This is a genomic window from Alistipes indistinctus YIT 12060, assembly GCF_025144995.1.
Lineage (GTDB): Bacteria > Bacteroidota > Bacteroidia > Bacteroidales > Rikenellaceae > Alistipes_A > Alistipes_A indistinctus.
Genome location: NZ_CP102250.1, coordinates 1,810,908 through 1,832,228 on the forward strand (window position 1 = coordinate 1,810,908; position 21,321 = coordinate 1,832,228).

17 protein-coding genes and 1 tRNA gene are annotated in these 21,321 nt (G+C 55.7%); 6 read left to right on the top strand and 12 right to left on the bottom strand.

Annotation, left to right across the window (positions count from 1 at the left end):
- Nucleotides 1-64 precede the first annotated feature (64 nt).
- Both NQ495_RS07620 and NQ495_RS07625 read left to right on the top strand, forming a co-directional pair.
- Nucleotides 65-2,872 carry a glycoside hydrolase family 78 protein gene (locus NQ495_RS07620; protein WP_009133540.1) on the top strand — a complete coding sequence of 936 codons (2,808 nt, stop codon included), beginning with the start codon at nucleotides 65-67 and terminating at the stop codon, nucleotides 2,870-2,872.
- 147 nt (nucleotides 2,873-3,019) lie between these two features.
- The gene (locus tag NQ495_RS07625; protein ID WP_009133539.1) at nucleotides 3,020-3,343 is read left to right on the top strand and encodes a DUF3467 domain-containing protein; all 324 of its coding nucleotides are present in this window, start codon (nucleotides 3,020-3,022) and stop codon (nucleotides 3,341-3,343) included.
- 112 nt (nucleotides 3,344-3,455) lie between these two features.
- On the opposite strand, the gene NQ495_RS07630 is transcribed toward NQ495_RS07625, so the two are convergent.
- A complete protein-coding gene (locus tag NQ495_RS07630; protein WP_009133538.1) occupies nucleotides 3,456-4,088 on the bottom strand; it encodes a peroxiredoxin in 633 nt (210 codons plus the stop codon).
- 213 nt (nucleotides 4,089-4,301) lie between these two features.
- On the opposite strand from NQ495_RS07630, the gene NQ495_RS07635 reads away from it, so the two are divergent.
- On the top strand, nucleotides 4,302-5,375 hold the full coding sequence (locus NQ495_RS07635; RefSeq protein WP_009133537.1) for a winged helix DNA-binding domain-containing protein: 1,074 nt from the start codon (nucleotides 4,302-4,304) through the stop codon (nucleotides 5,373-5,375).
- A gap of 92 nt (nucleotides 5,376-5,467) precedes the next feature.
- Here NQ495_RS07635 and NQ495_RS07640 read toward each other — a convergent pair.
- The 4 genes from NQ495_RS07640 to NQ495_RS07655 form a co-directional block, all read right to left on the bottom strand.
- Nucleotides 5,468-5,554: transfer RNA gene (locus NQ495_RS07640), tRNA-Ser, on the bottom strand.
- Nucleotides 5,555-5,632: 78 nt separating this feature from the next.
- Nucleotides 5,633-5,905 (bottom strand): hypothetical protein, encoded by a 273-nt coding sequence (locus tag NQ495_RS07645; protein ID WP_009133536.1) that lies wholly within the window; start codon nucleotides 5,903-5,905, stop codon nucleotides 5,633-5,635.
- Nucleotides 5,906-6,188: 283 nt separating this feature from the next.
- On the bottom strand, nucleotides 6,189-6,914 hold the full coding sequence (locus NQ495_RS07650) for a hypothetical protein (RefSeq protein WP_040294163.1): 726 nt from the start codon (nucleotides 6,912-6,914) through the stop codon (nucleotides 6,189-6,191).
- Nucleotides 6,907-7,530 (bottom strand): TetR/AcrR family transcriptional regulator, encoded by a 624-nt coding sequence (locus NQ495_RS07655; RefSeq protein ID WP_009133534.1) that lies wholly within the window; start codon nucleotides 7,528-7,530, stop codon nucleotides 6,907-6,909. Before NQ495_RS07655 ends, NQ495_RS07650 begins: the two co-directional genes overlap by 8 nt.
- Before the next feature lie 202 nt (nucleotides 7,531-7,732).
- On the opposite strand from NQ495_RS07655, the gene NQ495_RS07660 reads away from it, so the two are divergent.
- The 3 genes from NQ495_RS07660 to NQ495_RS07670 all read left to right on the top strand — a co-directional run bounded on the left by NQ495_RS07660 (nucleotide 7,733) and on the right by NQ495_RS07670 (nucleotide 12,233).
- Nucleotides 7,733-8,248, top strand: a complete 516-nt coding sequence (locus tag NQ495_RS07660; RefSeq protein ID WP_009133533.1) for a GNAT family N-acetyltransferase — start codon at nucleotides 7,733-7,735, stop codon at nucleotides 8,246-8,248.
- 145 nt (nucleotides 8,249-8,393) lie between these two features.
- Nucleotides 8,394-11,621, top strand: coding sequence for a glycosyl hydrolase (locus NQ495_RS07665; protein WP_009133532.1), 3,228 nt, complete (start codon nucleotides 8,394-8,396; stop codon nucleotides 11,619-11,621).
- A gap of 78 nt (nucleotides 11,622-11,699) precedes the next feature.
- The gene (locus NQ495_RS07670) at nucleotides 11,700-12,233 is read left to right on the top strand and encodes a GNAT family N-acetyltransferase (RefSeq protein WP_009133531.1); all 534 of its coding nucleotides are present in this window, start codon (nucleotides 11,700-11,702) and stop codon (nucleotides 12,231-12,233) included.
- 259 nt (nucleotides 12,234-12,492) lie between these two features.
- Here NQ495_RS07670 and NQ495_RS07675 read toward each other — a convergent pair whose 3' ends face one another.
- From NQ495_RS07675 to NQ495_RS07705, 7 genes are read right to left on the bottom strand one after another with little or no spacing between them, the layout of a single operon-like run.
- A complete protein-coding gene (locus NQ495_RS07675) occupies nucleotides 12,493-13,875 on the bottom strand; it encodes a sensor histidine kinase (RefSeq protein WP_009133530.1) in 1,383 nt (460 codons plus the stop codon).
- A gap of 8 nt (nucleotides 13,876-13,883) precedes the next feature.
- Nucleotides 13,884-15,245, bottom strand: coding sequence for a sigma-54-dependent transcriptional regulator (locus tag NQ495_RS07680; protein WP_009133529.1), 1,362 nt, complete (start codon nucleotides 15,243-15,245; stop codon nucleotides 13,884-13,886).
- Nucleotides 15,246-15,302: 57 nt separating this feature from the next.
- On the bottom strand, nucleotides 15,303-16,778 hold the full coding sequence (locus NQ495_RS07685) for a TolC family protein (protein ID WP_009133528.1): 1,476 nt from the start codon (nucleotides 16,776-16,778) through the stop codon (nucleotides 15,303-15,305).
- Nucleotides 16,779-16,781: 3 nt separating this feature from the next.
- Nucleotides 16,782-18,071: an ABC transporter permease gene (locus NQ495_RS07690; protein WP_009133527.1), complete on the bottom strand. Its 1,290-nt coding sequence runs from the start codon at nucleotides 18,069-18,071 to the stop codon at nucleotides 16,782-16,784.
- Nucleotides 18,068-19,348, bottom strand: a complete 1,281-nt coding sequence (locus tag NQ495_RS07695) for an ABC transporter permease (protein WP_009133526.1) — start codon at nucleotides 19,346-19,348, stop codon at nucleotides 18,068-18,070. Before NQ495_RS07695 ends, NQ495_RS07690 begins: the two co-directional genes overlap by 4 nt.
- Nucleotides 19,349-19,366: 18 nt before the next feature.
- A complete protein-coding gene (locus NQ495_RS07700; RefSeq protein ID WP_009133525.1) occupies nucleotides 19,367-20,035 on the bottom strand; it encodes an ABC transporter ATP-binding protein in 669 nt (222 codons plus the stop codon).
- Nucleotides 20,036-20,044: 9 nt separating this feature from the next.
- Entirely contained in the window at nucleotides 20,045-21,211 is a 1,167-nt protein-coding gene (locus tag NQ495_RS07705; protein WP_009133524.1) for an efflux RND transporter periplasmic adaptor subunit, read from the bottom strand.
- Between the last annotated feature and the right edge of the window lie 110 nt (nucleotides 21,212-21,321).

A 21,321-nucleotide genomic window follows, 5' to 3' on the forward strand; every position in this document is an offset into this window, starting at 1 on the left:
GGTTGTATACCTCGCCGGGATTTACTATTTTTATCGGAAATTAACCTAAATCGAACCGTTTCCGATGAAAAAAACTCTCCCGGTCTTGTTACGGACCCTCCCCCTGTTATTCCTGTTGTATAGTGCCGGCGTTTTGCAAGCGCAGGTTTTCAGTGTCAGTGAACTGCGTTGCGAGCAGTCGCAGCGGCCGCTTGCCGTCGATCCCGCAGGGCCGCGGCTGAGTTGGCAGCTCAATGCCGACAGGCGTGGTTGCCTGCAAAGCGCTTATCGCATTCTCGTGGCCGATTCGCCCGTAGCGCTTGCCGACGACAACGGTAATGTCTGGGATAGCGGCAAAGTCTTCTCGGATCGGTCGGTGCTGGTACCTTATGGCGGTCCGGCTTTACAACCCGGCAAAGCGTATTGTTGGAAAGTGCAGGCATGGGATGCCGACGGGAATCTCTCGCCGTGGAGCCTGCCCGCCTCGTTCGGAACCGGATTAATGAGCATGCAGGATTGGAACGGGGCGAAATGGATCGCGATGGAGCCGGACGTCGATTCGCTCAAGTGCATCGAAGGCAATACAGGCAAATGGAAAGACGGCGGTCCGGTTTTTGACAAACCCGTGGCTCCGTACAAACTGCCCCAGTTGCGTCGTGAGTTTACCGCTACCAAGCCTGTCAAGCGTGCGATGGCCTATATCTGCGGGCTCGGGCAGTTCGAAATGTTTCTCAATGGAGAAAAGGTCGGCGATCACTTCCTGGATCCGGCCTGGACGAAATTCGACAAAGAGGCGCAATACGTGGCTTTCGATATTACCGGAGAGCTTCGTGACGGGAAAAATGCCGTCGGTGTGATGCTCGGTAACGGCTATTACCACACGCCGCACGGGCGTTACCTGAAATTACTCTTCTCTTATGGCGCGCCGAAAATGATCTGCAAGCTGCAGATCGAGTACGCTGACGGTACGGCACAGACCGTCGTTTCCGATGATAAATGGCGTGCGAGCGAAAGTCCGGTCACTTTTTCGAGTATTTACGGCGGTGAGGATTACGATGCATCAGCCGTGCAGCCAGGGTGGGCCGAACCCGGATTCGACGACCGGAAATGGAAGAAGGCCGTTCTGACGCAGGGCGCCGGAGTGAAGCTGATCCCGCAGATTTCGGAACCGCTCAAGGTGATGGAACGTATTCCGACCGTGCGCCGTTTCCGTGCGGCCAACGGCAATTGGGTCTATGATTTGGGCCAGAATGCGTCGGGTATCGTGCAATTGACGGTTCGTGCTGTAACTCCCCAGTCAATAAAATTGATTCCCGGAGAGCTGATCAACGACGACAGCACGGTCAACCAGCGTGCGTCGGGCGCTCCGTTCTACCATGTATATACGGCCAGGGGCGACGGTTCCTCCGAGACGTGGCATCCGCAGTTTACCTATTACGGATTCCGCTATGTCGAGGTAGAGGGGGCCGTTCCCGCCGGGGAATCCAATCCCGGGGCTTTGCCCGAGGTGATCGATATTACGGGGTTGCATACGCGCAATTCGGCGGCACAGGTCGGAACCTTTGCCTGTTCCGATCCGTTGTTCAACAAGATTCACACGCTCATCGACTGGGCGGTACGCAGCAATATGGCCAGCGTGCTGACCGACTGCCCGCACCGTGAGAAGCTCGGCTGGCTGGAGGTAACGCACCTGATGGGCGGCTCGATCCAGTACCGTTACGATATTTCCCGGCTCTATGCGAAACAGGTAAACGATATGCGTACCGCACAGCATGCCAACGGTATGGTGCCGACGATTGCCCCGCAGTACGTCACCTTCTCGCCTGATTTTATCGATACGCCCGAATGGGGAAGCGCCTTTGTCATCATTCCGTGGAACCTGTACGAATGGTACGGGGATTTGGCTCCGCTGCGCGACAATTACGAGCGGATGAAGCGGTACGTCGACTACCTTGGTTCGCGGGCCGATAACCATATCGTCGCCTACGGCCTGGGCGATTGGTACGACATCGGTCCCGACCGTCCCGGTTATGCGCAGCTGACCTCCAACGGCGTGACGGCTACGGCGATCTATTACCAGGATGTGAAAATACTCGAGCGAGCCGCCCGCCTGCTGGGCAAAGAGGCCGACGTCCGGAAGTACGCTGCATTGGCGTCCGACATCAAACGGGCGTTCAACGAGAAATTCTTCGATAAAAAAACGCTGAAATACGACCGGGACAGTCAGACGGCCAATTCGATCGCGTTGCATATGGATTTGGTCGAGCCGCAATACAAGGCAGTTGTACGGCAAAACCTGATCGACGATATCCGTCGCCGCGGCAATGCGCTGACCGCTGGTGACGTGGGTTACCGCTATGTGTTGCGGGCACTGGAAGAAAACGATGCGTCGGAAGTTATCTACGACATGAACAGTCGGTACGATGTGCCGGGCTATGGGTACCAGCTTGCGCACGGTGCAACCTGCCTGACCGAATCGTGGCAGGCCTACCGCGAGGTGTCGAACAACCATTGCATGCTGGGGCACCTGATGGAATGGCTTTACAGCGGTTTGGGCGGCATTCGCCAGAGTCCCGGTTCGGCGGGCTACAAAGAGATCGTGATCCGTCCGCAGGTGGTCGGAGATATTCATTCCGCGGCCGTGTCGTTCCGTTCGCCGTACGGGCTGATTCGCAGCGAATGGAGCGATTCACCGCAACAGTACCGGCAGCGTGTCGAAATTCCGGCCAATACGACGGCGCTCGTTTACCTGCCTGCCGTCGATCCGGCAGCCGTTTCCGAGAGCGGCGTTCCGCTCGGGGAGGTGCCGGGATTGTCGGTTCGCGAGCGCGGTAAGGATTACCTGGCGGTAGCCGTCGGATCGGGCATTTACGATTTCCGGGTGGCGCGATAGGCTTTGTCGCTGGCAGGGTGGAAGAGTCTGCATGCGTTGTGGCTTCACGATTGTTGATAAATTCGCAGTAACTTTTGGCAGAATGCAAATCACTGTTTGGATCGAATCCATAATTTTATACCCGTACAAACGCTAATACGAGCCAGCATGACGCAACTTACCGGAAAAGCCCCCGAACTGGATCTTGAGTTAGACAGCGAGATTGCAGACGGTATTTATTCGAACCTTGCGATTATTTCACACTCAGCATCCGAATTTGTCGTGGATTTCGCCACGATTCTGCCGGGTCTTGCCAAACCTAAAATACGCAGCCGTATCGTGCTGACACCCGAACATGCCAAGCGGCTGATGCTTTCGTTGCAGGACAATATTGCGCGTTATGAGGCGTCGAACGGCCTGATAGGCCTGACTCCCACGGCCGCAGAGGAGAGTACGATGCCGTTGGGGTTCTGTAATAAAGGCGAAGCCTGATCCCGCCCGCAGCTCCGACAAACCGGACTTGATCGGGTAGAAATAGAACGAAAGCGAGGGAAGCCATGTGGCTTCCCTCGCTCGTTGAAACTTCAAAACGACTGATTGTTAATTAATGTTTGCTCAGGTAATCGGCCACGCCTTTGCCTGAAGCTTCCATGGCATCTTTGCCTTTCGACCAGTTGGCCGGGCATACCTCGCCGAACTCTTCGAAGTGTTGCAGGGCGTCGACCATGCGCAGTACTTCGTCCACATTGCGGCCCAGCGGCAGGTCGTTGATTACGTAATGGCGGATGTTGCCTTCCTTGTCGATCAGGAAAAGGCCGCGGTAAGCCACGGCCGTACCGGTGCTGATCGCATTGCCATCGTCGTCGTAATCGTAGTCGGAGGCGAGCACGCCGTAATTTTCCGAGATCGTTTTCGACAGGTCGGAAATAATCGGGAAGGTTACCCCGTGGATACCGCCTTTGTTCTTATCGGTTTGCAGCCATGCGAAGTGCGAAAATTCGGAATCCACCGAACAGCCGACTACGGCTACATTGCGCTTTTCGAATTCGGCCAGCTTTTCCTGGAAGGCATGCAACTCGGTCGGGCAGACGAATGTGAAGTCGAGCGGATAGAAGAACAGCACGACGTACTTGTTGCCTACGTACTGGTCGAGTGAAAAGTGTTCGACGATCTGGTTTCCGTTTACCACTGCCGTAGCATCGATGTGCGGTGCTTTTTTACCAATCATTGCTTTCATATCGTATCGTTTTAATTATTGTTGGAATCTGTTTTTACAAAGCTAATCCCCGGCCCCGGCGAATCCAAATTTTTGCGATCGGTAGTTTTTATCGTATGATAGGCCTTTTTTATAGCTCGTACAATTTTTATTCCCTTGCACAAATCACGCCGAAAGGGAAGAGGTATGTGCGGATTTTGTTTATTTTTGCCGGTAACCGATCCGTAATAAATTATGATTCCGCACCTTCGGCTGCAAAGCCAGCAATTGGCCGATCCTGTATTTGACTCGCCCCGGGAGCTCGTTTCATGGATGGGAGCCGTACAGGCACAGGATTACCGGATGGCGAAATGGGCGCTTCATCTCCGACTGCGCGCGGCTCCTGCCGGTGCCGTCGACGAGGCGCTCCGCAGCGGAGAAATCGTGCGCACGCATATCATGCGGCCGACCTGGCATTTCGTCGCAGGCGAAGATATCCGTTGGATGCTGATGCTTTCCGGGAAACGGGTCCGTCTTGCCAACGAATCTTTCGGCCGTCGTTTCGGAATTTCCGAGGCGCAGTATTGCCGCTGCAACGACCTGATCGGAGATATGCTCCGGGGAGGCAAAAGTATGACCTGCCGGGAGATCGGTTCATCGCTCGAAAAAGCGGGTATTCCGGATGCTTCGCAACTGGTTCGCCGGTTCCTGCTCCGGGCTGAATCGGACGGGATCATTTGCAGCGGTCCCGACCGGGATCGTCAACCTACGTTCGCCCTGTTCGACGAACGGGTTCCCCGGGGTAAAGAACTTTCCCGGGACGAGGCACTGGCAACGCTCGCGACACGCTATTTCCGCAGTCACACTCCCGCCACCCTGCAGGATTTCGTTTGGTGGTCGGGCCTGTCGCTTTCCGAAGCCCGCCGGGCGGTGGGTTCGATCCATGCCGATCTGGAGACCGGCAGGTTCGGCGGAAGCGAACTTTTGGTGCACCGTTACTGGTGCGGATCGAGGGATCCCCGTACCGGCGGCCGGGCAGCAGGCGAGGTGCTGCATTTGCTGCCGCCCTACGATGAATACCTGATCAGTTACAAGGAACGCGGGGAGGTGCTTTCGGAGCGTTATCGCTCCAAGGCATTCAACCGTTGGGGCATTTTTTATCCGGTGATTCTGCACAACGGACACATCGTGGGCAATTGGAAACCGGCGACGGGTAAACGGAAAGGAATATGTGAAACCTCTTTTTTCGATCCGAAATATTATTTCGATCCGGTTCTTCTGGATCATGCCGTGAAAAGGTATGGGGAATTTACCGGAAAGAGAGGTTAGAATTTGTATGGCGCTTCATTTATTTCGGTGTGTCCCGGGAACCGACAGAAATAACAAAACGGTGCGAATGAAATTCGCACCGTTTCTTTCTGCGGAGAGATAGGGATTCGAACCCTAGGTACAGTTGCCCGTACACCGCATTTCGAGTGCGGCCCGATCGACCACTCCGGCATCTCTCCTTCGATCAGGTTGCAAAGATAATGATTCGTTCCGATTATCGATGCATTTCGGGGCAAAAAATGTTAGAAATCCTTCTTTCAGAACAGCACGCCAGCCCGTAGGACGATCGAATGGTGGTTCAGTCGTTCCCGGAATTCGACGGAAAAATGGTCGTCCGAATACCCTTTGAGCCGTTCCAATTCCTGGAATTCGTAACCTGCATTCAGTAATAGCTGCAGTTTTCCCCGCAGCGCGATTTCGGCGCCGATGGCCGGATTCAGCAACATTCCGCCGTTCGTGCAGCTCGCCAGAGCAAACGAATAGCCGGCTCCGCAGTTCAGGTAAGGCGTAATTTTGCGGGGGCGGGTCATCCGGAATCTCAGGCTTCCAGACAGTGGCAGCAGTGCTTTTTCATAGACGGAGATCCCGGTTCCGGCGCCGACGGCCCAGCGGCGGCTGAGGTTGTAGTAGCCGGATACCTGCCACAGCAGCGGAGTGCTTGCGGGACGGTCGAGTGCAACGGCGGTGCCCAGGGTCGTTTCCCATGAGAAGTGCGGGCAGGCAGCCTGTTCGGACGATGTGCCGGATTGTTCCGATGAGTCTGCGGGAGATAGTAGCTCAGCCCGGCACAGAGGAGTAGGTGCAGCAGCTTTTTCATGGCCGGGTGCGGATGACGATCCCCTTGACGATGTGTAATGCCGAGGTGAGCGTCGAGAGGTCCGGATCGACAGACCCGTCGCTTCCGTCGGGGCTGCTGTGCCCGATGAGTACCGCCGGGAATTCGTGTTGTCCCGAAGAGAGATCGACCGTAGCGGCATAGACGACTGCGGGCTGGCCGCTGCCCATTTTGCCGCCCGAGTAGTTGGTATCGCCTTCGCGGGCCGATGCGGGATAAAACTCGTTGAAATCGGTCGAATGGTTGATTTCGATCTTGACCACAAACCGTTTCAGTCCCTCTTTCGGGGTTATTTTTACGTCGAAATCCTCCCGGGGCGTGGCTCCGCTGACTCCGTCGGTCAGCGGTTCGGCTTTGGTCGGCAGGTAGAGTCCGTCGTCGTACCGTACGCCGCGGACGTGGCACCAGCAGGGAAGCGCCTCTTTGCGGCGGTTACCGCCCGATGCCGTCCAGGATTGCGTGGCGATTTTGTGTGTTACATAAATAGTCGAGAGGAAGTTTCCCTGCATATCTTCGGTCCACACGGCCATTTGCGGGGCATTTTTCTTCGAAATGCCGAGAAACAGCGGGAAATCGTGCAGGTATGCATCCCCCTTTTCGATGGAGATGCGCAAGTCGCCCTGTCCGTGCTCGATCAGCTCCTGCCGACAAGAGGTGCACAGCGCGGCTAACAGACAAATTCCGATACCGATCATGCTATTCATTGTTTTGGATGTTTTTAGGTTCGGCGGTCCAGAGGTCTACGAGCAGATCGATTCCTGCTTCGAGTTGTTTCCATCCCGCCTCTTCATCGAGGCGGATGCCGTTGTAGACCCGGCAATTCTCTTCGAGCAGGGCCAGGTAGCTGATCGAGGCGCTGATCAGGGTGGCGATCGCTGCGATTTCTTTTTGCGGCTGCCCGGAGAGCTTGCCTACCGTGTCGATCAGCCACAGCCCTTTGCTTTCACGGCTTTTACGCAACTCTTCCACCGGTTCGTTGTCGGTCGAGAGTTCCCAACGGCAAAGGCGCCGCAGGGTATAGTTGTTCCGTAGCGCGGCGATTTGCTGCCGGAACAGCTCCTTGATAAAATCCCCCAGCCGTTCGCGCCCCGGTAGCTCCGGGCGGACGTTGATCCAGAAATCGTATTGCCGGATATAGGCGGCGATCAAGCCGTTCAGGGATCCGAAGTAACGGTAAATAAGCATTTTGGAAACTCCGGCCTGTGCGGCTACGACGTTGATTCCTAACCCTTCGAATCCATCCTGTTCCACCAGCCTGTTCACGGCTTCCAACAGCAGCTGTTCGGTTGCCTGCCGGTTTTTGACATGCTCTTTTTCCATAACGGTCCATCGTGTTACCATATGGTCACAAAATTATGTTGCTTATCGGTAACATGCAGACAAAACAATATTGTTCGTGGAAAGGGCGGGAAATGACTATTTTTGGTGCCGGTATACTTTCCGGCAGGCAGGCCCGAGATTTCAGGTGATCGATGGAATTTTGTGTGGCGGATGGAAGCAGGCCGGATAATCATCGGAAGAAATGGATCGGAGCGCACAGGTTTTTTTCCGCAAAGCGGCGGTAACGGATATCGACCCTGTTTGGCGGATTATCCTGCAGGCCAAGGAGCAAATGCGCCTGTTGGGCAGCCGCCAGTGGCAGGACGGGTATCCCGCTTTGGACGATATCCGGCGGGATATTGCGGACGGTTGCGGGTATGTATTGGCTGCGGGAAACGTTCCGGTCGCCTATGGCGCCGTGCTGTTCGGCGGCGAACCGGCTTACGGCTCGATTGAAGGGGAATGGTTGTGTCAGCCGCCTTATGTGGTGGTGCACCGTCTTGCGGTGGCGCAGGAGATGAGGCGTTGCGGACTCGCCACCCGGTTTATGCGGGAAGTCGAAACATTCGCCCGTAATGCGGGGCTGCACAGTTTCCGGGTCGATACCAATTTCGATAACCGCTACATGCGGTCGCTTTTCAGCGCGCTCGGCTTTACCTACTGCGGTGAGATTTTCTATGCGCACGGAAGCCGCCGGGCTTATGAAAAACCGTTGTGAAACGCGGACGGTTTTTGTATGCCGGGGGTGTGCCGGGCTCATTTTTTCCTTACATTTGGATAAATCCGTTTTTACGGGACATTTCACCGGTTCCGCACCGGATACACCCGGCCAAAAATGAAAAATTGCCGTTAACTACATAACCATGACAAACAGACGTTTTTTCCGTTTCGTAGCCCTGTCCTGCGCGATAGCCGCCGCTGCGACTTACAGCTCCTGCAATACGCCTAAAGTACAGTCCGGTACTGTTTATGCCTCTTTCGAACAGCAGTTGTTCGAGCATCCCGATAACACGTTCCGGGCTGTGCCGTTCTATTCGCTCAACGACCGCCTCGACAGCGCCGAGCTGGTTCGCCAGATCTCTCTGATGAAACAGGCGGGTTACGGCGGTGCGTTTCTGCACAGCCGGATCGGCCTGCTGACCCCTTATCTCGGCGAGGAGTGGTTCCGGATGATGCAAATCGGCACGCAGGCATTGCAGGCTTTGGATATGGACGTGTGGTATTACGACGAGGACAAATGGCCCAGCGGCTTTGCCGGCGGCATCGTTCCGCGGCAGAACCCCGATTTCCGGGCCCGCTGCCTGATCCGGTTGCCGCTCGGAACGCCCGTTGAGGCGCCGGATTCGGTTCTGCTCCGTGACGATCATTACCTCTATGTTTGCCGGGTCAACCCGATGGGGCAGCCGCGTTATAACGGCACCTGCTGGGTCGACCTGATGAATCCGGGGACCGTACGGGCTTTCATCGAGAGCAGCTATACTCCTTATGTAGAGCGGTTCGGGGGACACCCCCGCGTTCGGGGCATGTTTACCGACGAGCCCAATGTGATCGTCCGTCCCGAAATGGCCCATCAGGGAGCCGTGAGCTATTCCCCCGTGCTGGATTCGCTTTTCCGGGCGCGGTGCGGCTATGAGCTTCAGCCGGTTATTCCGGCGCTGTTCGATACGGTAGGGGAGTGGCGCAGGATCAGGCTCGACTATTACCGGACGGTAGCCTATGCCCTCGAGCAGGCTTTCAGCAAGCCGATCGGCGACTACTGCGCCGGAAACGGCTGGATATGGACCGGACACTACAACGGGGAGGACACTCCCGGCCTGACGATGGCCAATACCGGAAACCTGATGCAGCAGCTGCGCCATATGCAACAGCCGGGGCTCGATGCGCTGGCGCTCAGGCTCAATACGATTTACAGTGCCAAAGGAGTGACTTCGGTGGCCAACCAATACGGACGGCAGCGCCGGTTGTGCGAATTATTCGGTATCGGAGGCCATAACCTCTCGTTCGAAGACCGCATGTGGATCACCTCGTGGAATACCATTATGGGGATCAACTTTATGTGTCCGCACCTCTATCAGTACAGCCTCAAAGGGGAACGCAAGCGCGATTATCCGCCCGCGATCAGCCATCAGCAGCCTTACTGGCCGTACAACGGCTTATTCGAGGACTTTTCCGCCCGGCTCTGTTATTTCGCGACGGCCGGAGTGAACGAGCCCGATATATGCGTGATCCATCCGCAGGAGTCGGCCTACCTGGAGACCCAGACCAGCCTGATTACACCCACCGGCGTGCAGGAGCCGGTATTGGCCGGGTTGATGCGTTCGCACCGGAATTTCGATTTCGGCGACGAACAGATTATCTCCGAGACGGGTCGTACCGATGCGGATCGCTTCGTGATCGGGGAGATGGCCTACCGCGGGGTGGTGCTTCCGGAACTGACGACGATCCGCCGCAGCACGCTCGATAAGTTGGTCGAATTTGCGGAAGCCGGAGGAACGGTCGTCGTTTGCGGCGATTATCCCCGTTTCGTCGACGGCGAACCTGCTCCCGAACAGCTCGTTCGTCTCGCGTCCAACTCGGTTCGTGTGCCGGTGGAGGGATTGGGGGATTTGCTCGCGGAAAAGTTGCCCCCGCCGTTCCGGCTCGAAGGGACGGGTTGCGATTCGGTCTGGACCCATTTGCGCCGGGTACGGAACGGAATGACCCTGCAGCTTTCGAATTTCTCGCGGAAAAACGAGGTAACCGCCGCCCTGCATTTCGAAGAACCGGATACCCGCGCGGTGCTTTGGAATCCGGTCAATGGCGAATGCCTGCGGCTTATGGCCGATTCGACGGGTACTTTCCGGCTGCGGTTTGCACCGGCCCAGACCTGGATTGTCTCTACCGGCCGCTCGGCCGAGACGGCCCGTTGTGCGGCCGATTACCGTTTGCCGGGCGAGCGGCGTACGGTCGCGACGCTCGGCGGTCCGTGGCGGCAGAACCGGCTCAGCCCCAATGCCCTGACACTCGACTATGCACAGTTTTCCAAGGATGGCGGCCGCACCTGGAGCGTTTCGGAACCGGTGCTCGCCTTTTCCGACAGGGCGGCGCAAAGCCAGCCCTATAACGGCCCGTTGCTGGTCCGGTACCCGTTCCGCGCCGAGGCATTGCCCCGGAACTGTTCGCTGGTGCTGGAGCAGCCCGAAATGTACGCTTCCATCCGGGTCAACGGTCGGGAGCTTCGTTTCGGTCAGGGTGAGGAAACTCCCGGGAAAAACACAGGAACAACCTCGAAGAAAACCCCGGGAGATGTTTCGGACGGTGAACCGGCGGGATTTTACCTGGATCGGGCTTTCCGGACGGCAGAGATCACGCCGCTGCTTAAAAAAGGAGATAACGAGATTGTGCTGGCCCTTGATTTCCGGAGCGCTGTGCCCAGCAGCTACGATGCCGATGAACGGTACGGTACCGAAATAGAGAGCGTCTATCTGACCGGCGATTTTGCAGTCCGGGGAAAAGAGGTTGCTCCCCCGCTGGCCGATTCATGGCGCAACCGCAGTCCCTACCTGCAACGGACCGCTCCGGTGAACCGCCTTACCGGTTTCGTGCTTACGGATGAACCCACACAGGTCGAAGGGGATATGACCCTCCAGGGGTATCCTTTCTTTGCCGGGAGCATGACGTTGGAGAAAGAGTTCGATCTGGAACGAACCGACAGTGCTGCAAGGTACTTCCTGACTTTCCCGGCATGCGAGGCGACGGTGATCGGGATCAATGTCAACGGTACCGACTTGTCCCCGCTGTTCGCCTCGCCGTGGGAGGCCGATGTGACCCCGTGGTTGCGGCCCGGCAGCAACAAGATATGCCTGACGCTGACCAACACATTGCGTAATCTGTTGGGGCCGCACCATCACAAAGGGGGTGAATTTACCGAAGTGCGTCCCGTCACGTTCCGGGCCGGGGAGGATGTTTCGAATACCATGACGGGCGAACCTGTGGGTGAACGCGATTGGTATGACGCGCGTCTGAAAGGTCGTGCGGCCCTGTGGCGCGACGCGTATCACATCATTCCGTCCGGTTTGCTCGCTGCCCCGGAGATTCGCCGGGAGCGTTAAGGCAGGGAGTGCCGCTGTCCGGGAGATGCGTGCGGGAGCGGCCCGGCAGCGGGATTTAATTTTAGGCGATCATTGATTGTGAGTATCATTATCAGGCAGGAAGAGCCACAAGACTTCGAAGCGGTATTCGGGCTGATCCGGCAGGCGTTCGAGGGTGAAGAACATAGCGACCATCGGGAGCAATTCTTGGTGGAGAGGCTGCGGAATTCGGACGCGTTCGTCCCCGAACTCTCTTTGGTCGCGGAAACCGGGGGCACCCTTGCGGGGCACATCTTGTTGACAAAGGTGAAAATCGTTTCGGATTGCGCTGAAGAGGCCGGATCGCTGGCGCTGGCCCCCGTTGCCGTGCTGCCGGCTTACCAGGGCAACGGGATAGGCGGCCGGTTGATTCGTGCGGCCCATGAAAAGGCCCGGGAGATGGGTTTCGGTTCCGTCATCCTGTTGGGACATCCGGCTTTTTACCCGAAATTCGGTTACCGGCCGCTGAAGGAGTTCGGGATTAAACTACCTTTTGATGTCCCGGACGAATGCTGCATGGCGATTGAACTGACCGAAGGAGCATTGTGCAATATAAGCGGGACGGTCCGGTATCCGGATCCGTTTTTCGAATAAACACCGTTCATTTCGGTCACCGGTTACATAATTGCCTTTCCGGGTTTTGTACTTTGGGTTTGACCGGCGTATTTCCATTATACAGTGCTCTGATATTCACGAAACGCCCGCATTCAATATGCGGGTGCTTCTTTTGAAAGTGAAGGATATGTGAAAGTGTTTGTAGGTTCGGACGGCTTACCCGGCCGGGGAACTCAAGCAAAACGCTGATGCAGGGATTGCGGTGTCTTTCGAAGCGGTTGGCCGGATTTCGAAACGGTCAGTCGGATAGTTTCGGGGTGGCGATGGAAGTTTCCGGTAATTTTTTGCGGGCCACCTGCCGGGTGTCGCGATGGTCCGGCTCTGCGAATGAAATGACGAACGAGGTCCAGCCCTGTTCCGAAGCGAGCCGGAATGTGAGGCCGTGGTTATTCAGCACCTCGCGGACAAACATCAGCCCGATGCCCTGACCGCCGGGTTTTGTCGTGAAAAACGGACTGAACAGTTTGCGCCCGGTCTCTTCCGGAATGCCGGGCCCGTTGTCTTCGACGATGATCTCTACCGGTTCTGAAGAGATCCTGATCCTGATCTCGCCGCCGTTGCCGATCGCTTCATACGAATTCTTTATGATATTGAGCAAAACCTGTTCGAACTGAATGCCGTCCACCCGGATCACGGTTTCCGGCGGGGCGGCCTCCAGGGTGAGCCGGATGTTGCGGTTCTGGCATTCGATCCGGGCAATCGCTTCGACTGACCGGAGCAGTTCGTTGAGGCGGACGTCCGACAGCATAGGTTCCGGAATCCGGACCATGTCCGCCAGTTTGTTGATGAACTGGGACATGTGATTGCAGCGGTCGTAGGAAGCCGCGACGGCCGGACGGAATTCTTCCCATTCGGGGCGTTCTTCCTGCCGGAGTGCATCCGATACCGCGCAGAGCGTAGAACCGATCGCCCCTACCGAGTTGTTGACCTCGTGGGCGATCATCCGGATGATCCGTTCGTACGACTCTTTCTCGAGTTTCATTACCTCCCGGGTCAGCTCTTCGACCAGCAGGAAAGGGTGCACGAAACCGCGGTCCATAAACGAGGATTTGATGCAGCGGTAGACGCGGCGGTCCGCTGTCCGGATCACCGTCTCGTCGTAGAGTTCCAACCCGGCCAGCTCGCGGGTCAATTCGCAGGGCGCTTCCGCCAGCGAAAGCCCTTTGACCTGTGAAAAATCCTCGATTTTCAATAATTTCAATCCCGCAGGATTGATCTCTGAAATCCGTTCGTCGAAATCGAGGATGATTACACCTTGCGGCGAGGCTTGGATCAACAGGTCGAGAAAATGGTTCTTTTCGCGCACTTCGGAACGCTCCTGCTTGAGTTGTGTGATCATCCGGTTGAATACTTCGATCAGCTGGTTCGCTTCGCGGTTGCGGATCGGGCGCAGGCGGCTCGCAAAATCCTGCTGCCTGAGCAGGTCGATTCCGCTGAAAAGCAGTTGATAAGGCCGTACGAGTTTTCGGTACAGCCCGATGAACAGCAGCAGTATAATCAGGGCCCCGGCTTCTGCACTCCAGAACAGCAGCGGCTTTTCGGGCAACGCAAGCACCCCGAGTGCGGCCGCCGCACCGGTTCCCGAGACTGCTAATATCCAGAAATATCCTTTCAGTTTCATGATCGAACCTATTCGGGTGGGCGTATCGCGTATTTTTCCAAACGGCGGTAGACCGCCTGACGGCTCAGCCCGAGGGCCGTCGCCACTTTCGAGAGGTTGCCGCCGTAGAGCTCCAGTGCCCGCAGGATCATTTGTTTCTCGATCTCTTCGAGCGAATGCACCGAAGTGTCGTGGACCCCTGTTTTGGCTGCAATTTCGACGTACTGATTTTTGAAGTCGACCTCCGTCAAGTGCGGTTGTTGGGAGACGAGGATGGTCCTTTCGACGAAGTTCTTCAATTCCCTGACGTTGCCGGGATAGGGCAGCCGGCTGAGGTACTCCATCGCTTCAGCCGAGATTTCGACCGGTTCCAGACCGTTCTGCCGGGCTTGCTGCCTGGCAAAATACTCCACCAGCAGCGGAATGTCTTCCCTTCGCTCGCGCAGTGCCGGCATTTGCACCGTGATGAGATTGATCCTGTAAAAGAGGTCTTCCCGGAACTCTCCCTGCTGTACCATCTGCGGCAGGTTGCGGTTGGTCGCACAGATAATCCGCGTATCGACCTGCTTCGGACGGCTGTCGCCCAACGATTCGAACGTGTGGTCCTGCAGTACGCGCAGCAGTTTCACCTGGCTGACCATGTCCAGGTCGCCGATCTCGTCCAGGAAGATACTTCCGCCGTCGGCCAGTTCGAAACGGCCCTTGCGGTCGTAATGCGCATCGGTGAAGGCGCCTTTTTTGTGTCCGAACATCTCGCTTTCGAACAGCGACAGTGAAATGCCGCCCAGATTGACCTTGATGAACGGTCGGTCTTTCCGTTCGCTGTTTTCATGGATGGCTTCGGCGATCAGCTCCTTGCCGGTGCCGCTTTCGCCGGTAATCAGCACGGGAGCATGGGTGGAGGCGATGCGCGATACCGTTTGCAGGACCCGCTCCAAGAGCGGGGACTTGCCGATGATCTTGTCCCGCCGGAACGGACTTTTCGGAGCGGCATCCGCTGCCGTGCTGCTCTCCTGTACCTGGATCGCGGTACGGATCGATTCCAACAGTGCGAGATTGTTCCACGGCTTGGTGATGAAATCGAACGCTCCGGCCCGGATTCCCTGTACGGCCAGATGGATCGAACCCCATGCGGTGATCAGGATTACCGGGACTTCCGGCGCCAGCACCTTGACTTTCGCCAGCAGCTCCAGTCCCTCTTCGCCGGTGGTCGAACGCGTATAGTTCATATCCATCAGGATCAGTCCGGGGATTGTAGTGCGGATTTGCGCCACGGCTTGTTCCGGCGTTTCCGCCGTCGCAATCCCGTAGCCGGCCCGCTTCAGCACCAGCGATAACGACGAGCGGACGGTCGGATCGTCATCGCATATCAATATAGTTTTCGAATCCATGCGGCAAGATAAGTATTGTAAAAATAAACAATCTCCGGCTTAAAAAAAACGGGTCGGTCAAATCGGATACTGTGCCTCCAGCGGTCGGTTCGCGATAAAGTCGAAGAGGGTCAGTCCGCGGATTTGATAATAGTAGGACCACAGCAGGTACATCTGCTCGATGTAATTGCGGCGGGCGCTGTCTTTCGAAGTTTGCGAGTCGTTCAGGTTCAGGATGTCCATTTTACCCTGTATGAATGCTTCGACCGTCGTGTTGTAACGCGACCGCGCGATCGAATCCACCTCTTTGGCCAGTTGCAGCTGCTTGGGTTGGTGGTTGAAATTCTGCACGCACAGGAAAATATTTTGCATGAAGTCGAGTTTTTCTTTTTCGATCTGGGAGTTGACCACTTGCTGGTTCGACTCCGCGACCCGCACTTTCCCCTTGCGTTTGCCCCAGTCCAGTATCGGGACACTGAGCCCTAGGCTGACGATTTGGTTGGGGCCCCAGTTGTGGTTATCGAATGCTTTCGCGAACTTATTGCCGTATCCTGCCCATCCGACCGATGCGAACAATTTGATGTCCCAGCGGTCGGCTTTGGCCTGGCTGACGTTTTCAGAAGCCTCCAGCATCCGCCGCTGGATGTTTTGGGTGAACGAATTGTTTTCGAGCGCCAAATCCAGCACCTGCTGGTAATTGAGCAAAGGCACCTCGTCGGCAATAAAATCGGGGATCGTCGGAACCAGAACCGTATTTTCCCCGAATCCCAGGAACGAACGAAGCTGAAACATTCTGGAATCCAGAGACATTTGTGCGTCGGTCAATGAGGATTCGGCAGTCAGCCGCGAATTCTGCATTTGCAGCAGGTCGACCCGCGACATCTGCCCGATTTTGAACCGGGCCTGGGCGATCTTATACAATTTGTCCGCATTCGCATAGTTTTGCCGGGCTATTTCCAGGTTGATCTGGCCGACCAGCAGGTTGAAGTAGTGCAGGATCGCCGTCGAAGCGACATCCTCCCGGTCGCTTACCAGTTTTTGCCGGGCCTCCTTATATTTTACCGGTTCGATTTTTTGCAGCCATTTGATCCGGTTGAACCCGAAAATCGGCTGCTCGAGCGTGATCGACACCGGAAGCGAACGGTAACGGGTAAAGGGATCCTCGCCGCCTTGGCGCAGGCGGTCCAGATTGCTCTCGACCGAAAGGGTTCCTCCCGTCCACGGGATGTTTTGGGTGATCGATAGCCCTGCGTCTATTTTGTAATAGTTGTTGTTCACGTAGTCGTAGCTGCCGTCCTCTTTCTGGTACATGGACGAAGAGTTCGAATAGTAGGGGGCCGTACCTTTGAACGTCACTTCCGGCAATAGTTCCGTCTTGTAGGTGCGGTAATCCCAGTAGGCTGAAATATACTCGTTTTTCGCCACCATCACGTCGACCGATCTCGAAATTCCCAGTTCGACGGCTTCCGTGAGCGTAATGCGGATCGTATCCTGCGCTTCGAGCCGGACTGCGGCAAAAAACAGAAACAGACTTATGTAATACCATCTTTTCATCTTTTATTCTTCGTGTAATGCTTCCGCCGGTTGCACCTTCACGGCCTGGCGGGCCGGATACCATACCGCGACGATCGAAATCACCGCGACGAAAACGAAGGTTACGGCGAAATTGATGACGTCCTGTTCCACTCCGATTCCCCACGCTGACCGGTCGGCAATGGCCGGGATTCCCAGACTTTGAATCAGGTCTGCGAATCGCAGGGCCATGCAAAGGATGGTGGCGACGATGCTCGCCAGGAAAAGCAGCAACAGGGTCTCGGTAAAAATCAGGCTGCGGATTTTCCGTTTCGAGGAACCCAGTGCGATACGCAGCCCGATCTCGCTGCGGCGGGACTGGGTCCGGAAATAGAAAGTGCCCAGGATGCCCAGCATGATGTTAATCACCAGGAAGATCGTTACGGAGTAGACGCCGTTGAGCTCTCCGTTCACCTCTTCGGCCTGTTTGGCTTTGTAGTCGCTGATCGGCTTCACCGAAGCGAGAAAGTAAGGGCCGAGTTTGAGCTGTTCGGACATCTCCTTGCGGAACCGCTGCGGGAAATCTTTGTCCGTGCCCGGTTTTACGCGCAGTGCGATTTCGTTGCGATACAGGCTCGTTTGTTCGCGTGACAAGGGATAGTAAATCGTGCTCATCGGTTTTCCCCAGTAAATGTCGTGAATTTGTTCTGTGGTTCCGATTGCTGTGATCACATTCTCGTCCCCGCCGGGGAGACATTGGGACAGTGTGCGTATTTTGTCGATCGGAAATCTTTCTTCCCCAATGCCGCAAACTCCCGGACCGATTGTCGAGATAATGACATTCTTGTTTTCACCGTCATCGGGCCACCGGAACATGCGTCCGGAACGGATCGGAATATTGAATACCCGGAAAAAATCGGGAGTAACCAATCTTTCCCGGAAACCGACTTCCGCAGAATCGGACAGAGTCCCTTTTTCGTCGTTGAGCATCCAGCCAGATGTGGCGACACTGCCGCTATACGGGATGGCATAACGTCCCAAAGCGACATACGCCACATCGGGATGTCGTTTGACCCGTTCCAGAAACGTCATGGTCAGGGCGAAACGATCATATTCCGGTTCGGGTTCGTCTGTGTTTTTAATGATTCTGTATCCCATTTCGATCCGGTATGTATCGCGGATATCGATGCCCGGATCGCTTTTGTAAGTGCGCAGGATCGCCGAACAGTAGTCGCAGCAGAACCAAAGCACGGAGAAGACCAGCGTATATTCGAGCAGGATCCAGAGGTTCGACCTGCGTTCGTTCCAGATGATTTTCAGTATGTGGCGTATCATGATCTTTGGTCGTTTTGGTAGAGTGAATCGACAATGGACATTTTCGCGGCCCGGTAAGCGGGAATGCCGGCCGAGAGCAGGTTAAGCAGGATGCAGACCAAGAAAGTCATCAGGAATACCGGTAACGGCAGCATGGTCCCGGCGGGAACTTCACCGCCCGGCGGGATGCCCAGCAGCCAATGGCGCAGCCAGAGTACCATCGGGTAAGAGAGAATCAGGCCCAATAGGCCGCCGATCAGCGAGGTGAGCATATTTTCATACAGTACCTGGAACAGGATGACGTGCCGTTTGGCTCCGAATGCTTTGCGAATGCCGATTTCGGACATTCTTTTCCGCATGCGGGAGAGGCTGAATCCGGTCAGGTTGACGGCCGGCACCAGCAGCAGGACCAGCAGAATTATTGCCGATTTGCGGTATTTTGTTCGGATGGCTTGCTGTCGTTCTTTTTCAGAGACATATCTGTCTACACCCATCGTATGGGTACGGTGCGAGTACGGTGCGTTCAGGGAGAGCGTCCAGGGCTTGTTCGCCAGGTTGAACCTGCGTTCCGCTTCGTCGATCTCCCGGAGCAGGGCCGGATAATCGTCTTTGTCCCGTAGCCGGAGCATTGCGATCAGCTGCTTTTCGGTGTAATCCTCCTGTGCGGTGATCGGTACCCAGACATCTCCCGCAGCTTCTTTGAATACGGGTGAAACGTCTTTTACTACACCCACAATCCGGAACGGAACGAATTTAAGGTCGACCGTTTTTCCTGTCGCATCCTCCCCCGGGAAGAGTTTTGTCGCCAGGCTTTGGGATATGACGGCAACCTGTTGGCCCGCGTCGTACTCCTCCTTGCTGAAAGGACGTCCCGACACAAATGAAAAATTCATCAGCTTCCAATAAGCGTCATTGGTCATGCGGGTCATCGCATCGAATGAATTGTCGGCTCCCTGTCTGTTGATAATGCAATAATCTCGGGAATCGTAGCGGGCTTCGTTTACAAACGTGACCAATTCTGGGGTTTTCAGGTTGAGGAGGTATTCTTTGACCAAGCTGTAAGGAAGGGTACCCATATGTAAAGCTCCGCGTGTGGTGTCCCGTTTAGCAAAAAATTCAATGTATAGAGTCCGGCTGCGGTTGCTTTCCGGCGCGGCGTCGGCGTTCTGGACCGTATCGGCCATGACGATCACCAGGATCATCATGATTGCCAGTGCGGTACCCAGAATCGCAATGATGCTGATGAACCGGTTTTGCATGAGCATCTGCCACGCCTGTTTGAGGTATATTTTATACATAACCGTGATTTTTAAAGGTTACTGTACCCTGCGGCCGTCGAAAAAGCGGACGATACGGCTGGTTTGTTTCGCGAGGTGTTCGTCGTGCGTCACCATGACGATCGTGGTGCCCTCCCGGTTGAGGCTGCAGAGAAGATCCATGATTTCGCCGCCCATTTTACTGTCGAGGTTTCCGGTCGGCTCGTCGGCCAGCAGAATCCTGGGTGCGCCCACCAAAGCCCGTGCGATGGCTACGCGCTGGCATTGTCCGCCGGAGAGCTGCGACGGATAGTGTTTTATCCGGTGGGAGAGGCCGACTCTTTCGAGTACGGACGTTGCCAGTTCGCGTCGCTCTTTTTCCGAGCATTTCCGGTACAGCAGCGGTAATTCCACGTTGTCGAGCACATTGAGCGAATGTACCAGGTGAAAACTCTGGAAGACGAATCCCAGCATCCGGTTGCGGAATTCGGCCATCGCGCCGTCATTCATCTGTTGGGTTTGCTGTTCGGAAATAATCACTTTCCCTTCGGTCGGGACATCGAGCAATCCCATAATGTTCAGCATCGTGCTTTTGCCGCAACCCGACGGGCCCATCACCGAGAGGAATTCTCCTTCGTGGACATCCAGGTTGACCCCTTCCAGGGCGACGGTCTCGATCTCCTTGGTGCGGTAGATTTTCGTAACTCCTTGCATACTGATCAGTTCCATGGCTTTCGTTTATTTGGTTCTTAATTCGGTTTTGTTTTTATAGCGCTCCATATCGGACATGATGATCTTTTCTCCGGGGGATAGCCCGTCGGCTACCTCTATGTAGTCGAAGCCGCTTTCTCCCAGTTTGACTTTTCTTTTGACGGCCCTGCTCCCGTCGACCACCCAAATTTCGTAAGTGCCCGGGCCGTAATATTTCAGCTGTGTGAACACCGGGATGCGCATGACCTCCGTTCTGCTGCCGTAGAGGACATATACGTCGGTTTTCAGGCCGCTGCGCAGGTTCGGATTGGAAGAGTCTTCCGGGACGACGATGAATGTGATTACTCCGTCGGTAATGGAGGGGGTGATCGAATAGATGGTTCCGGGCAGGTTGGCCTTTCCTGCGATGATGACCGCCCGGTTCCCCGGGGAGAGTTTGTCCCGGTGTCCGTCGGCAATCTCGCACTCCACTTTGTAGCGGCTCAGGTCTGAGACGATCGCCAACTGGTCGCCGGCCGAAACCTGCATGCCGATCTGGTTCTGGATGAATGTCAGCGTGGCTGTTTGGGGCGCCAGGATTTGCGCATTCTTCAGTTGGCGTGCCTTCTCTTCGAGTGTTTTGTCGAACATGCTAAGTTCCAGTTGTTGCGCCCGGATGCCGGCCGTCATGTTTTTCTGTTCGTTGATGATCTTTTGCTCCAGTTGTTCCAGGTTCAGTTTCGCTTCGGCGTAGTTCAGTTCTGCGCGGCGGACCTTGTCCGGCGTGCTGGCCCCGATGCTGTCCAGATACTTTTCACCCTGCAGGTCGGACCACAGTTGCTTCATCTGCATCTCTTTGACCTGCTGATCCATGCGCAATGCAGCCAAAGCGTTTTCCAACGTGATAACGGCCTGGATCTCTTTGCTCTTCATCATCTCCTTCTCGTCTATTTTTTGGCGGTATTCCGTTTCTACCGAAGCTAAATCCAATTTTAGCAGCGGTTCTCCTTCGTGTACCGTATCGCCCGGATTTTTGTATACTTCCAAGATCCGGCTGCCGACCGGCGATACGATGATCTCTTCGGAAAGCGGCACCAGTTTTCCGGTCGCGGCAATGGAAATTTCGATCGGTCCTTTGTCTACCGTTCCGATCGGCATGTTCTCGATCGGTATTTTCCCTTCGAGCCAGCGGGGCAGCAGCAAAAACAACAGCATGAGAACCGCAAGTGCCGTTGCGATGCGGATGATCCTGTTTTTCTTTCTTTTTTGGAGTTCTTGAACTGATATTTCCCGGTCCATACGATGGCGATTGAATTCAACGGCCT

Excerpts from the sequence above, each read along its gene's own strand:
- NQ495_RS07620 (WP_009133540.1), top strand. The coding sequence starts at position 65 with ATGAAAAAAACTCTCCCGGTCTTGTTACGGACCCTCCCCCTGTTATTC.
- NQ495_RS07625 (WP_009133539.1), top strand. The coding sequence starts at position 3,020 with ATGACGCAACTTACCGGAAAAGCCCCCGAACTGGATCTTGAGTTAGAC.
- NQ495_RS07630 (WP_009133538.1), bottom strand. The coding sequence starts at position 4,088 with ATGAAAGCAATGATTGGTAAAAAAGCACCGCACATCGATGCTACGGCA.
- NQ495_RS07635 (WP_009133537.1), top strand. The coding sequence starts at position 4,302 with ATGATTCCGCACCTTCGGCTGCAAAGCCAGCAATTGGCCGATCCTGTA.
- NQ495_RS07645 (WP_009133536.1), bottom strand. The coding sequence starts at position 5,905 with ATGACCCGCCCCCGCAAAATTACGCCTTACCTGAACTGCGGAGCCGGC.
- NQ495_RS07650 (WP_040294163.1), bottom strand. The coding sequence starts at position 6,914 with ATGAATAGCATGATCGGTATCGGAATTTGTCTGTTAGCCGCGCTGTGC.
- NQ495_RS07655 (WP_009133534.1), bottom strand. The coding sequence starts at position 7,530 with ATGGAAAAAGAGCATGTCAAAAACCGGCAGGCAACCGAACAGCTGCTG.
- NQ495_RS07660 (WP_009133533.1), top strand. The coding sequence starts at position 7,733 with ATGGATCGGAGCGCACAGGTTTTTTTCCGCAAAGCGGCGGTAACGGAT.
- NQ495_RS07665 (WP_009133532.1), top strand. The coding sequence starts at position 8,394 with ATGACAAACAGACGTTTTTTCCGTTTCGTAGCCCTGTCCTGCGCGATA.
- NQ495_RS07675 (WP_009133530.1), bottom strand. The coding sequence starts at position 13,875 with ATGAAACTGAAAGGATATTTCTGGATATTAGCAGTCTCGGGAACCGGT.
- NQ495_RS07680 (WP_009133529.1), bottom strand. The coding sequence starts at position 15,245 with ATGGATTCGAAAACTATATTGATATGCGATGACGATCCGACCGTCCGC.
- NQ495_RS07685 (WP_009133528.1), bottom strand. The coding sequence starts at position 16,778 with ATGAAAAGATGGTATTACATAAGTCTGTTTCTGTTTTTTGCCGCAGTC.
- NQ495_RS07690 (WP_009133527.1), bottom strand. The coding sequence starts at position 18,071 with ATGATACGCCACATACTGAAAATCATCTGGAACGAACGCAGGTCGAAC.
- NQ495_RS07695 (WP_009133526.1), bottom strand. The coding sequence starts at position 19,348 with ATGTATAAAATATACCTCAAACAGGCGTGGCAGATGCTCATGCAAAAC.
- NQ495_RS07700 (WP_009133525.1), bottom strand. The coding sequence starts at position 20,035 with ATGGAACTGATCAGTATGCAAGGAGTTACGAAAATCTACCGCACCAAG.
- NQ495_RS07705 (WP_009133524.1), bottom strand. The coding sequence starts at position 21,211 with ATGCTGTTGTTTTTGCTGCTGCCCCGCTGGCTCGAAGGGAAAATACCG.